This is a genomic window from Fenollaria sporofastidiosus, from assembly GCF_943169635.2.
In the GTDB taxonomy this organism is placed as follows: Bacteria; Bacillota; Clostridia; order Tissierellales; family Peptoniphilaceae; genus Fenollaria; species Fenollaria sporofastidiosus.
In genome coordinates this window covers 1,495,864-1,508,927 of sequence record NZ_OW968186.1, presented here as the reverse complement: position 1 = coordinate 1,508,927, position 13,064 = coordinate 1,495,864, and the positions used below count along the sequence as shown (strand labels likewise).

At 34.9% G+C, this 13,064-nt stretch carries 13 protein-coding genes; 10 read left to right on the top strand and 3 right to left on the bottom strand.

The window, feature by feature from the left end; genetic code table 11:
- Window positions 1-3: 3 nt before the first annotated feature.
- The 4 genes from pknB to KO172_RS07465 are packed head-to-tail and all read left to right on the top strand — an operon-like array spanning window position 4 to window position 4,187.
- A complete protein-coding gene (pknB, locus tag KO172_RS07480) occupies window positions 4-2,034 on the top strand; it encodes a Stk1 family PASTA domain-containing Ser/Thr kinase (protein WP_215493050.1) in 2,031 nt (676 codons plus the stop codon).
- Window positions 2,034-2,894 carry a ribosome small subunit-dependent GTPase A gene (gene rsgA, locus KO172_RS07475; RefSeq protein WP_215493048.1) on the top strand — a complete coding sequence of 287 codons (861 nt, stop codon included), beginning with the start codon at window positions 2,034-2,036 and terminating at the stop codon, window positions 2,892-2,894. The genes pknB and rsgA overlap by 1 nt, the downstream gene beginning before the upstream one ends.
- A 1-nt stretch (window position 2,895) precedes the next feature.
- A complete protein-coding gene (gene rpe / locus KO172_RS07470; protein WP_215493046.1) occupies window positions 2,896-3,540 on the top strand; it encodes a ribulose-phosphate 3-epimerase in 645 nt (214 codons plus the stop codon).
- Complete coding sequence (locus KO172_RS07465; RefSeq protein ID WP_215493038.1) at window positions 3,540-4,187, top strand: thiamine diphosphokinase; 648 nt, start codon at window positions 3,540-3,542, stop codon at window positions 4,185-4,187. Before rpe ends, KO172_RS07465 begins: the two co-directional genes overlap by 1 nt.
- 144 nt (window positions 4,188-4,331) lie before the next feature.
- Here the strand turns inward: KO172_RS07465 and rpmB are convergent, their stop codons facing one another.
- Window positions 4,332-4,523, bottom strand: coding sequence for a 50S ribosomal protein L28 (rpmB, locus tag KO172_RS07460; RefSeq protein WP_215493036.1), 192 nt, complete (start codon window positions 4,521-4,523; stop codon window positions 4,332-4,334).
- A 231-nt stretch (window positions 4,524-4,754) separates the two neighbouring features.
- Here rpmB and KO172_RS07455 point away from each other — a divergent pair, with 231 nt between their 5' ends.
- The 6 genes from KO172_RS07455 to KO172_RS07430 are packed head-to-tail and all read left to right on the top strand — an operon-like array spanning window position 4,755 to window position 10,336.
- Entirely contained in the window at window positions 4,755-5,117 is a 363-nt protein-coding gene (locus KO172_RS07455) for an Asp23/Gls24 family envelope stress response protein (protein WP_215493033.1), read from the top strand.
- Between the two features lie 9 nt (window positions 5,118-5,126).
- Complete coding sequence (gene fakA, locus KO172_RS07450; protein ID WP_215493031.1) at window positions 5,127-6,770, top strand: DAK2 domain-containing protein; 1,644 nt, start codon at window positions 5,127-5,129, stop codon at window positions 6,768-6,770.
- Window positions 6,770-8,794, top strand: a complete 2,025-nt coding sequence (recG, locus tag KO172_RS07445; protein ID WP_215493029.1) for an ATP-dependent DNA helicase RecG — start codon at window positions 6,770-6,772, stop codon at window positions 8,792-8,794. The genes fakA and recG overlap by 1 nt, the downstream gene beginning before the upstream one ends.
- A gap of 9 nt (window positions 8,795-8,803) precedes the next feature.
- A complete protein-coding gene (rsmD, locus tag KO172_RS07440) occupies window positions 8,804-9,358 on the top strand; it encodes a 16S rRNA (guanine(966)-N(2))-methyltransferase RsmD (RefSeq protein WP_215493027.1) in 555 nt (184 codons plus the stop codon).
- Entirely contained in the window at window positions 9,359-9,838 is a 480-nt protein-coding gene (coaD, locus tag KO172_RS07435; RefSeq protein WP_215493018.1) for a pantetheine-phosphate adenylyltransferase, read from the top strand.
- Between the two features lie 3 nt (window positions 9,839-9,841).
- A complete protein-coding gene (locus tag KO172_RS07430; protein WP_215493016.1) occupies window positions 9,842-10,336 on the top strand; it encodes an ATPase in 495 nt (164 codons plus the stop codon).
- 58 nt (window positions 10,337-10,394) lie between these two features.
- Here the strand turns inward: KO172_RS07430 and lpdA are convergent, their stop codons facing one another.
- Together lpdA and KO172_RS07420 are read right to left on the bottom strand one after the other, a co-directional pair.
- Window positions 10,395-11,789 (bottom strand): dihydrolipoyl dehydrogenase, encoded by a 1,395-nt coding sequence (lpdA, locus tag KO172_RS07425; protein WP_215493008.1) that lies wholly within the window; start codon window positions 11,787-11,789, stop codon window positions 10,395-10,397.
- Between the two features lie 71 nt (window positions 11,790-11,860).
- The gene (locus KO172_RS07420; protein ID WP_215493006.1) at window positions 11,861-13,012 is read right to left on the bottom strand and encodes a tRNA(Met) cytidine acetate ligase; all 1,152 of its coding nucleotides are present in this window, start codon (window positions 13,010-13,012) and stop codon (window positions 11,861-11,863) included.
- Window positions 13,013-13,064 lie beyond the last annotated feature (52 nt).

Here is a 13,064-nt window from a genome sequence, read left to right as displayed (position 1 = left end):
GAAATGGATAAGATGATAGGAAAACTTTTATCAGATAGATATGAAATTCTTGAAAAAATTGGCGATGGCGGCATGGCAACAGTTTACAAAGCCAGATGTAGAGTTTTAGATAGATATGTTGCCATAAAAATATTAAGGCCTGAATATGCTAATGATGAGGAATTTATAAGAAAATTTAATAGAGAGTCAAAAGCGGCAGCATCGCTTTCAAGCCAAAACATTGTTGGCATATACGATGTTGGCACAGATGTGATAGACGAGGAAACTATATACTACATCGTTATGGAATACATCGATGGTACGACTCTAAAGGATATAATCGACAGCAAAGGTAAGTTATCAGAAGACGACGCTATAAAATATTCAATACAAATACTTGGCGCCTTGAAGGATGCACATGATCATAACGTTATCCATAGAGACATCAAGCCACACAACATAATGATTACTAAGCAAGGAAGTGTAAAGGTAACTGACTTTGGTATAGCGAGGGCATCAACATCAACAACAGTAACAACTACGTCAGACGTACTTGGTTCGGTGCATTATATATCACCTGAGCAAGCAAGGGGCGGATATACTGATAACAAAACAGATATATACTCCTTTGGTATAGTTCTATATGAAATGTTAACGGGCAAGAAGCCATATGATGGGGACAACCCTATATCAGTAGCGATGAAGCAAATACAAGACGACATAGTTCCACCGTCTGAGTACCTTCCAGGCATGAATAAAAATCTTGAAAAGATAATATTAAAGTGTACAAGGAAGAAGCAAAGTGAAAGGTATCAAAATGTTAATGAGATATTATCTGACTTCTTGCACTTAGATGATGATGATGATTTTAATTATGATAAACAAAATGATAACTGGAATGATGAAACGGTTGTTTTGAAGCAAGAGGATATAATTAGAGAAGAAAAAATTGATAAGAAAAATAGGAATAGGGAGGAAAATATTTCTGAAATGAGACAATCAAACAGAAGTCATCGCAGAAGAAAAAAAGAAAATGGCTTAGTAGGTGTTTTCTTAGGTATAATAACAGCACTAATATTAGTTGCGGGTCTGTTCTTTGGGTACAACTACTTAAAGGGAGCTTTAAGTGGCGGGGGATCAGATGATATTTTAGTGCCAAACCTTGTTGGCGATGATTTAGATACTGCAAAATCTAAACTTGAAAGCCTAGGACTAAGTTATGAAGTAGTAGCAACAGAAAAGACTGATGGCAAGGCAAATATAGTTACAAAGCAAGATCCAGAAGCAAACTTTAAAGTTAAAAAAGACTTTAAGGTATCACTTACTATATCTGAGTCGGAAGATAGTGTTGAAGTTCCAAACATAGTTGGCGAAACAATACTTGATGCAGAAAGTATACTTAACAAATATGGCTTAAAGCTTGCTGAACCAAGCTATGAGGAAGACAGCGAGCACGACGAAGGAACTATTATCAAACAAGAACCAAGTGAAGGTTCACAAGTTGAGAAAAACTCATTGGTAAAAGTAGTTGTAAGCAAAGGTAATCAAAATGAAGTGCAAGTTCCAGAGTTCGTAGGAAGAAATAAGGATGAAGTTATAAAAGAAATTACAGATTTAGGACTTAAATATAAGATTACAAGCAAAGACAGTGAAGACTACGAAAAAGATATTGTAACTGAGCAATCAATTGCCTCAGGTTCAACAGCTCAAAAGGATGAAGTTATAGACCTTGTGGTTTCAAAAGGTAAGATCGAAAGACCTAGCGAGGAAGAAAACAATGAGGGCAGTGAAACAAATGAAAAAACTTCTGACGCAGACAAGAAACACAAAGACAAAAGCACAGTTGTTATAGACATCGTCCTTCAAGCTGACACTGAACTTGAACAAACACACTTTACTATAGTTAAAAACTCTGGTGGAGTAAAAGAAACTGTTTATGATGAACTTGTTAGCAGAGAAGATGGACAAGTAAGGTTTAAATACAATGCTAAAGAAGGAGATACCTTCGATATCTATAAGAATGACACTTATATAACTACAAAGCAAGCTAACTAATGAAGGGGAAGATAATTAAATCTATATCGGGTGTTTTCTACATTGAAAGCGAAGGACGTGTTTATGAAGCAAAGCAGTTTGGCAGCTTTAAAAAGCAAAAAATAAAACCTCTTGTAGGTGACATTGCAAACTTCGTAGAAAAGGACGGCTCTTGCCTTATAGAAAGCATAGTAGATAGAAAGAACGTATTAATAAGGCCTAATGTTGCCAACGTTGACAATCTATTGATAGTTATGACTATAAGCACGCCAAGTATAAATTTACTCTTGCTTGACAAGTTTTTAGTCATGGCTGAGTACAATAAGATTAGGCCTATAATTATAATAAATAAAAAAGACATCAAGCTTGATGAGATGATATACAATATGTATAAGAACATTGGCTACGATGTCTTTGAGACGAGCATATATGATGACGAGTCCATACACAAGGTCTTAGATAAAATAAAGAACGAGACATCAGTTTTATCTGGGCCGTCAGGTGTTGGAAAGTCATCAATTATGAACTATCTCAATAAGAACAAGCTAATCAAGACGCAAGAGATATCTATGAAGCTTAATAAAGGCAAGCAAACAACAAGGTCAGTGCAGCTATATTCTATTGACGATATGACTAATATCATAGACACGCCTGGTTTTACCTCGCTTGAGATAGACTTTTTAGAGAGCGAAGATGAACTTAAAAATTATTACAGAGAGTTTAATAAGTATAAAAGCAAGTGCAGGTTTTCGTCATGCTTACACATCAACGAGCCTGACTGCGAGATAAAAAAACAAATCGAAGAAGAAAATATTTCATCCATAAGGTACAAAAATTACCTTTTGATGTATGAAGAGATAAAAGCAAAGAGGAGGTATTAATTTGAGAGAGATAGCACCATCGCTACTATCAGCGAACTTTTACAATTTAAAAGACGACTTAGAGAGATTAAAAAACGAAGGTATTAAGTACTTACACCTTGATGTTATGGATGGAAATTTTGTGCCGAATATATCATTTGGCCTGCCAATTATTAAGTCAGTAAGAAAGAACACAGACTTTATTCTTGACTGCCACCTAATGATTGAGAAGCCTGAAAGATATTTGGAAGATTTTAAAAATGCTGGAGCAGATATACTTACAGTGCATCAAGAATCAACAATACACTTGCAAAGAACGCTTAATGAGATTAGAAGGCTTGGCATGAAAGCTGGAGTATCACTAAACCCATCAACAAGCGAAGAAACTCTTAAGTATGTTATGGACGACCTTGATCTAATACTAATCATGTCAGTTAACCCAGGCTTTGGTGGTCAATCATACATCAAAGCTGTAGATGAAAAAATTAAAAGAGTTAAGAAGATGATTGTTGAGAGCGGAAAAGATATTATGCTCGAAGTTGATGGTGGAGTGAACAAGGACAATATAAAATACTTAGAAAGCTTAGGTGTAGATCTATTTGTTGCAGGATCAGCAGCATTTAAAAATTCAGAGATAGAAAAAAATTTAGAGGAGTTGAGAAGATAATGAAAAAAGATAGGATAGCAATAGTATTAAATGGACCGATAGACTGTTTTTTAACTGGAGATGTAAAGGATTATGCTTTAGTTATAGCTGTTGATGGCGGTTTGAATCACTTAGTTAAGTATGATATGGATGCTGATCTATATATAGGCGATCAAGATAGTATTAACGATGATGCTAAGTTCTACTTAGAGACTAGTGGCATAGTTAAATTAGAATATGAGAGAGAAAAGGATAAAACCGACTTTGAACTTGCGCTAGAGTATGTTAAGAACAAGTGCGAAATAAAGAAAGTTGACATATATTGCGCTATGGGTAACAGAGTGGACCACACTATGACAGTTTTAAACAATGTCTTAGCATATAGCAAAGACTTAAATATGACTGTCTTTGGTGGAGATCAAATAGTAAAAGTTCTTAATGAAGGTGACAAGATAAGAGTTATAAACAGATATGATATCGTTTCCTTCTCTTTAGTGCCAGCAGATGAAGACTTCACTGTTTCGATAGAGTCTGCAAAGTGGGAACTAGATCATAAGACTGTATCAAGAGGCAGCTCATTACTTATGAGCAACAAGGCAGAAGGTGACTATGCAGTAGTAACAGCACATAAGAACAGAGCGTTCTTGTTTTCAACATTGTTCTTATAAAGAGAGCATATATATAAAGAGATAACATATATAAGAAGGTCGAAGCATCTGCTTCGACCTTTTCTTTATATACGCAAAGAGGCAAGACAAAATCGTCCTGCCTCTTTTATGTAACGAAAAAAATTGCAGAAAGTCTGCAATTCTTTATTCGGCTCTTTGTACCTTGCCTGATCTTAGGCATCTAGTACAAACATTTATTCTTTTTACTGTTCCGTTAACGTTTGCTCTAACTCTTCTTAGGTTTGGCTTCCAAGTTCTTCTTGTATGTCTTAAAGAGTGAGATACTTTGTTACCGGCAATCATTCCTTTACCACATATATCGCAAACTCTACCCATGTCTTTACCTCCTCTCAAGCTTTAACTACCTAATTATAACAAAGTTCTATATAAAAATCAAGCCTTTTTTATAAAAAACAGATAAATTTTAAATAAAATGGCAAAAAAAGCTAAAATTTCTATTTAATTCTTTAAAAATTGTCTATTTGATGATATAATATAAGTACATATGAGTATGAATAAATTAGTTAAAAGATTAAAAAAGTTTATTAATTGAATGGAGGGAAATTTATGCCTTGTCAATATACTAACGATTTAGGAACTATTAACATTGCTGATAATGTTGTCGCTAAGATAGCAGGTCTTTCTGCTATGGAAAGCTACGGCATAGTAGGTATGAGCGCAATTGATGCAAAGGACGGTTTTTATAAGTTACTTAACATGGAGAACTTATCTAAGGGAGTTAAGGTTAGCTCTGATGGTAAAAATCTAGATATATCTCTATATGTTGTCTTAGAGTTTGGAGTAAAAATTTCAGTTGTATGCGACAACATTGTTGAAAAGGTTAAGTATAATGTTGAAAAGCAAACAGCTATGTCTGTTAAGAATGTCAACGTTTTTGTCCAAGGACTAAGAATAAATGACAAAAAGTAGGAGGTAAATGTGAGTACTAATAGAATTGACGAACTTGTTTTAAAGAGAGCATTGATTGGTGCACTTAATTCTCTTGGAGATAATAAAGAAACAGTAGACGCACTAAATGTATTCCCTGTTCCAGATGGTGATACAGGTACTAATATGCTTTTAACAATGAAGTCAGCAGTTACAAATGCAGTTAAAGAAGAAAATAAAACTATTAAAGCGATAGCAAATGGCTTAAGCAAAGGAGCACTTCTTGGAGCAAGAGGAAACTCTGGGGTAATTTTATCTCAGCTTTTAAGAGGCTTTAAAGAAGCTATAGAGGACAAAGAATACATTGACATCGAAGTTTTGATGGAAGGCTTTGTAAAGGCAAGCGAGGTTGCATATAAGGCTGTAATGAGACCTACTGAGGGAACTATACTTACAGTTTCAAAAGACCTAGCTAATTTTGCTATGAAAAATTACAGGAACTATACAGAACTTTCTAAGTTCGCAGACGATGCTCTAGTAGCTTTAGAAGAGTCATTAAATAGAACACCAGAGCTTCTTAGTGTACTAAAAGAAGCAGGCGTAGTTGACGCAGGCGGTAAGGGACTTTATTACATCGTAAAGGGTGCGATAGAAGGAGCTAGAACTGAAAATCTTGAAATCAAGGTTAAAGATATAAACAAGACTAAGCAAACTGCCAACAGAAAAGAAATTTCTACAGACAACATTAAATATGGTTACTGTACAGAATTTATTATCACTGGTGATACTAGCAAGGTTGATGAATTTAAGGAAACTATATCAAAGATAGGTGACTCAATGGTTGTAGTTGCTCTTGATGATATAATTAAGTGCCATATACACTCAAACAACCCAGGTCAAGTAATTGAGGAAGCTCTAAAGCTTGGTTACCTAAAGGATATCAAGATTGATAATATGCGTCTTCAACACCACGAGATATTATTTAGTGAAGAAGAATATAAAAACAGCAAAGAAGAAGCTAATACAGCAAAAGAGCACAAGAAGTATGGTTTTATAGCTGTAAGCTCAGGTGAAGGATTTACTAAGATATTTAAAGATTTAAAGGTCGATGAAGTAGTTACTGGCGGTCAAACTATGAACCCATCTACAGAAGACTTCATGAAAGCCATCGACAATATCAATGCTGATGAAATTTTCATCTTCCCTAACAACAAAAACATCATTATGGCTGCTAAGCAAACTATAGATCTTAGCGACAAGAAGATACATGTTGTTGAAACAAGGAATATGCCTGAAGCTATCAGCGCTATGATTACTTTTGATGAAGAGATGAGCGCAGATGAGATACTTGAGGCTATGAAGGACGCTATAGCAAGCGTTAAAACTGGCGAAGTTACTTTTGCGGTTAGAGATACTACTATTGATGGCAAAGAGATAAAGAAAGGTAACTACCTTGCTATCAGCTCATCAAAGATACTTGCAAGCTCAGAAGATTTAAACGAAACTACTATGGTGATGATTGATGAGCTTATCGATGAAGACACATCTTTAGTAACTTTATACTTAGGCGAAGATGCTGAAAAAGTTTTAGCAGATGAACTAATTGCAGAGCTTGAAGAAAAGTATGAAGATATCGACTTCGAAGTAATTGAGTCTAAGCAAGCTTTGTATTACTATATAATTTCATTGGAATAATGAAGCTAAGAGAGGTCAAAGGAGTAGGAAGCAAAACTGAGGAGTACCTAAAGAAGCTTGGTCTATATACCCCAGAAGATGCATTGTTAAATAGGCCTAGAAGGTATGAGGACAGGAAAAATCTTAAGTTTATCTCTGATGAAAGCTTAAGTGAGGCTGCTTTATTTAAGGTAAAAGTTTTAACTTCGCCTATGATGAAGCAGAGAAATATGATGATGTTTGACGTTTGCGATGCTAAAAATAGTGCAAAAGTATTCTTCTTTGGTATGAACTACTATAGAAACATCTTCAAAGCTGGTAAAACATACTACTTTTTTGGCAAATTAAGTAAAAATAAATATGGATATAGCTTTTCTAATCCGGAATTTTATACTAGTTTAAATACTGACAGGCTTGGCTACATTGGGCCCATATATAATCTTGTAAAGGGCCTATATAACTCAAAGCTAGTTTCGATTGTCACTGAGCTACTTAATACAAAAGGCTTAGTAAAAGAGATAGTGCCTGAAATTTTAATTAGAGATTATGATTTGTATGGCATAGACGAGGCTCTTAAAGAACTGCACTTTCCGACTTCGAACGAGACTTTGGATAAGGCAAGAAGGACTTTAGCTTTTAGAGAGATATTTACTGTTGAATATGGCTTTAAAGTCCTAAGAAAAGAAGTTCAAGATGAAAACTATATAAAATTCAAGCATTTTGATAAAGAAGAAGACTTTATTAATGGCCTTGGCTTTGAGCTAACGCTTGATCAAAAGACTGTTATAGATGAGATCAATGCTGATATGCAAGCTGATAAGAGGATGAACAGACTCGTGCAAGGTGACGTTGGTAGCGGTAAGACTATAGTTGCGGTATATGCGATGTATAAAGCCTACCTCAATGGCTACCAAGCCGCCATGATGGCGCCTACTGAAATACTTGCTAAGCAGCACTACGAGAGCCTTAAAAGTATTTTTAAGGACAAGGACATAAAGCTAGCACTTTTATCGTCATCTATCAGTGCAAAAGAAAAGAAAGATATCTACGATTGTCTGGAGAGTGGAGATATAGACATGCTTGTCGGAACTCACTCCATCATTCAAGATAAGGTGAATTTTAAGAATCTCGGACTTGTAATAACAGATGAGCAGCACAGATTTGGTGTAAAGCAGAGAGCTAACCTAACAAATAAATCAGTATACGCGGACACTCTTGTAATGAGCGCAACGCCTATACCAAGGACTATGTCACTAATATTCTACGGCGACCTTGATATATCTACTATCAAGACTATGCCGCCAGGAAGAAAAAAGGTTGAGACTTATGCTGTGTCATATGACTATAAAGAAAGAATTTTCAACTTTATATTAAAAGAGCTTAAGAATAAAAAGCAGGTATATGTAGTCACACCTCTTATAGAAGAGAGCGAGTCACTAGACTTATCAAACGCAAATGATGTCTACTTGGAACTTAAAGAACACTTCAAGGATTACAATGTTGCACTTCTACATGGCAAGACCTCAAATGATGAGAAGAACAAGATAATGTCGGCTTATGAAGCTAACAAGGTACAGATACTTGTATCAACTACTGTAATTGAAGTTGGAGTTAACGTTGCCAACGCTAACCTTATGATAATACTAAATGCGGAAAGGTTTGGACTATCGACACTGCATCAATTAAGAGGCAGGGTAGGAAGAAGTTCTGACCAAGCATACTGCATACTTGTTTACGACAAGCTTAATGACATTAGCTATGAGAGATTAAAACTTATGCAAGAGACATCAGATGGTTTTGAGATATCGAAGAAAGACTTGATACTAAGAGGACCAGGTGACTTCTTCGGAACAAAGCAGCATGGAGCTATAGATTTTAAGTTCTTTGACTTTGATAAAGATACAGAGATGATTAATGACATCAACAAAGAAGTCTTATCTATACTAAGAGGCGACATTGACTATGAAAAAGATAGATACGAAGCCTTGCTAAGCAATATGGACTCAGTCTTCTACGACAGTAAACAGGATATCATCTTAAATTAAGAGGCAGCTATGAGAGTTATATCAGGCAAATTAAAATCAAGAAAGTTACTTGCACCAAAGGGTCTTAAAACGAGGCCAACTTTGGATAATATAAAAGAAACGATATTTAATATCATATCGCCAATTGCGATAAATGCATCTGTCCTAGATCTCTTTAGTGGGACAGGGCAGATTGGTATAGAATTTTACAGTAGAGGCGCGAAGGATGTTTATTTAGTGGATAATTCTTTTGAAGCCGTTACTGTAATCAAAAAGAATTTAGAAAGCTTGGGGCTATCTAATGAGATAAATCTTATGAAGGTGGATGGTTTAAGGGCACTAAAAGGTCCACTCAAGGAGATAAAATTTGATTATATCTTTCTAGATCCACCATATAAGCAGCACGAGCTTCTAAATGAGGTACTTAAAACTATAGTAGAGATGAATTTACTTAGCGAATGTGGCGAGATTATTATAGAAGAAAACAAGAACTATGAACTAAACGAAACCATTAGCAACGATGATTTTGATATCGATATCAGAGCAATGGGTGACAAGAAAATATTTTTTATAAAGAGGAATTAAATGAAAGCTATTTATCCAGGTAGTTTTGATCCTATAACTAACGGTCACATAGACATCATCAATAGATCAAAGGACATCTTTGACGAGTTGATTATAGGCATAACTACTAATGTACAGAAAAAACATTTATTTACTATAGAAGAAAGAAAAAAGATGATAGAGGAGATTTTTAAAGACGAGAAGAAGATTAAGGTAAAGACATTTGACGGCCTCTTAACTTCATTTTGTGAAGAAGAGAAGACGAACTTCGTTATCAGAGGTTTAAGAGCCGTTTCAGATTATGAGTATGAACTTCAAATGGCGATGGCGAATAAGTCGCTTAATAAAGATTTAGAGACTATATTTTTAGTAGCATCACACAAGTTCAACTTCCTTAGTTCTTCGATTGTGAAAGAGATTGCATACTATCATGGAGATGTATCGGCACTAGTGCCAAAAAATGTTGAAAATGGATTGAAAAAGAAATACGAAAGGGGTTAAAAAATGGATGTATTAGGTCTTATCGATGAGATTGAGGACATTGTTGAATCAGCAGGTTCTCTACCTCTAACAAGTAAGGTTTTAGTTCAAAAAGAAGAGTTACTAGACATCATTAGCGAATTAAGAATAAAGCTTCCAGATGAAATAAAACAAGCTGCATGGATTAAAGAAGAAAGAGAAAGAATTATTAGCGAAGCAAATAAAGATGCAGAACAAATTATCAAAGAGACAAGATTAAAACTTGAAGAGCTTGTAAGCAAGGAAGAAGTATTAAAAGAAGCTAACGAAAGAGCAAAAGATCTTATGAACAAAGCTCAAGTAGCATCAACAAACTTAAAGCGTTCTTCGCTTGAATATTCTGACAAGCTACTAATGAACGCACAAGAGAACCTAAAAGAAATGATTACTACTTTGAACGAAAACAGAACAGAACTTAGAAAGATGGCTGCTAGTGTTAGTCAAGAAAGCCAAGTAGCACAAGAAAAAGAAGAAAAGTAAAAAAATAAATGCGAAAGTACATATACCTTCGCATTTATTTTTTTGTTTTTTTATAAAATTATTTTGCCATAGGTGAGTTAGTCGACTTACCTTCAAGAGCCTCTATTGCGTCTTTAAATACTTCGGCAATAGTTGGATGAGCATATATCATATTTGATAAGTCTTCAACACTTAAGCCATTAGCCATAGCTATAACAGCGTAGTGGATCAATAAGTCAGCGTCTTTACCAATGATGTGGCAGCCTAAGATCTTCTTGTGATCCTTTGTAGATAGTATCTTTATAAAGCCCTTTGTTCCACCAACTGCAAGTGCCTTACCGTTTGCTTGGTACATAGACTTTGCCTTGTCATACTCAACGCCTTCTTTTTCAAGCTCTTGTTCAGTCTTACCTACTTGAGCAAGTTCTGGAACTGTATATAAAACAGCTGGAACGATGGATAGATCAGTTTTTGGTTCAAGGCCAGACAACTGTTCAACAACGTGGAAGCCTTGAGCTGTAGCAAAGTGAGCTAATTGAGTGTTCTTGTATATAACGTCGCCGATAGCGTAGATGTTGTCATTTGATGTCTTTAAGTTTTCATCAACTAAAACGCCACCGTCCTTTGTTTCAACTTTAGCAGCTTCAGTGTTAAGACCATCAGTGTTGCTTGCTCTTCCTAGTGCAACTAATACATATTCAGCTTCATACTCTTTTAAAGTATCCTTACCAACCATTTGAGTAGTTACTTTAAGCATATCGCCAGATTGTTCTATCTTCTTAGAGTGTTGCTTAGTTGCAAACTTTAGATTTGGATTCTTAAGTATAGATTGAAGTCTCTTTTGTATTTCCATATCTGCTGTTTTGAACATATTGTTACCGATAACAGTTACATCAGTACCGAAGCTTGCATATATAGTCGCAAACTCAAGACCTATAACACCTGTACCAATAACTATCATTGACTTAGGTATTTCTTTTAAGCTTAGTAGAGTAGTTGAGTTTAAAACCTTTGGTAGGTCGCAGCCTTCAAGTGGCTTTATGTCCTTTGATCCAGTTGCTATGATGCACTTATCAAAAGTAACGTTTTCTTCGCCGCCATCGTTTAAAGCGACTTTAACTTCATTTTCACTTACGAATGAAGCAGTACCCTTTATTAGCTTGATGTTGTCATAAGTAGAGATTAAGTACTCGATACCATCTCTAAGCTTAGTCATAACATCTTGCTTTCTTTGATAAATCTTTTCAGTGTCAAGTCCATAGCCATCAATTTTTACGCCAAATTCTTCCGAATTTTGTACTTCGCTATAAAAATCAGCAATCTTAACCATAGTCTTAGTTGGTATACAGCCAATGTTTAGGCAAGTGCCACCAAGCAAGTTCTTTTCAACAAGAACTACATCATTTCCTAGTTGGGCAGCTCTAAAAGCGGCTTCGTATCCACCAGGACCTGCACCGATAATTAGTAATTTCATGTATATGTCCTCCTTTATTTTTTTCTTATACAATAATTATATCATATATTGTCTTATTTTTAAGAAATATTTCATACACTTAGTAAATTAATCTTATAAGCATCTTTTACGTTCATGCCCTTCATCAGATAATAAATTTGATCATTATTTACCGTCATCTCAAGGTCTAACTTGCTCTCATGACTTAAATTATCAAGATCTTTGTACTTGCTAATGATATTTAGCTTGCTATGTTTTTTTATCTCTTTTAAAATTTTTTTTCCTTTTACATTTGCACATAAAGGAATTATAAAATCATATTCTTTGTCTCTTGAAACACTATCTTTATAAATGTTTAATAGCATTGATAATAAAAATCTATTGATTCTGCTCTTTGAAAAGTTTTTTATTGAGACCATATCCATAAATTCATTATAACTCTTCGCCTCATAGATGTATTTTTTAATATAGTTTACAGCGTCTTCATCATATTCAAAACACCATGTTAAATTCTTTTCTCTTATGAAAATGGATTTAATATAAGAAAAATATTTTTCTAAGTCAAGTATTTTTTCTTGGGGAAGTGCTGGGACTAAACCCATTACATCTTCACCTTTATATATAAGAGAGCGTATGTGACTTGCACTTGCTATACCATCGTCATCGCACTCATCATTATAGCCGGGGCCATGTCTTTGCACGGCAAATGGCTTTATCGTGCTCTTTGTTTCGTCAAGTGCACTTATATACTTATAAGCAAGTATATTATTTGATTTACTCATTATGTCACTTGATGTTAGCTCATTAAAGCTTAGAGCATATGCCCTTGAGTAAGAGAGGCCACTATTCAAATGCTTTTTAATTAGCTCATCAAATACATTCTTCTTAGCCTTCATTATTTCATCTGCTTTTCTAAGAGTCTCTATACCATCTTCACTTCCAAAGCTTAGGTAATCTATTACGTTTAGTTTATTTAGTATAGTCACAGCGTTTTTCGCAAATATGTCTGCAGGAGCAATAGAAGAGAACAGTGGCAGCTCTAGTACAAGGTCACAGCCACACTCGCAGGCAATTTTGGCTCTTTCATACTTAGAGTAGGCACTAGGAAGACCTCTTTGCACAAAATTACCACTCATAAGAGCAACCACGGCATCAAGACCTAGCTCCTCTTTACTTTTACGTACATGGTAGAGGTGACCCTTATGAAATGGATTGTATTCACAAATAATTGCAGCTATTTTCAACTTTTTCCCTTCTTTCTTAAAAAACACTTGAAATTTTCTATGTTTTATTATA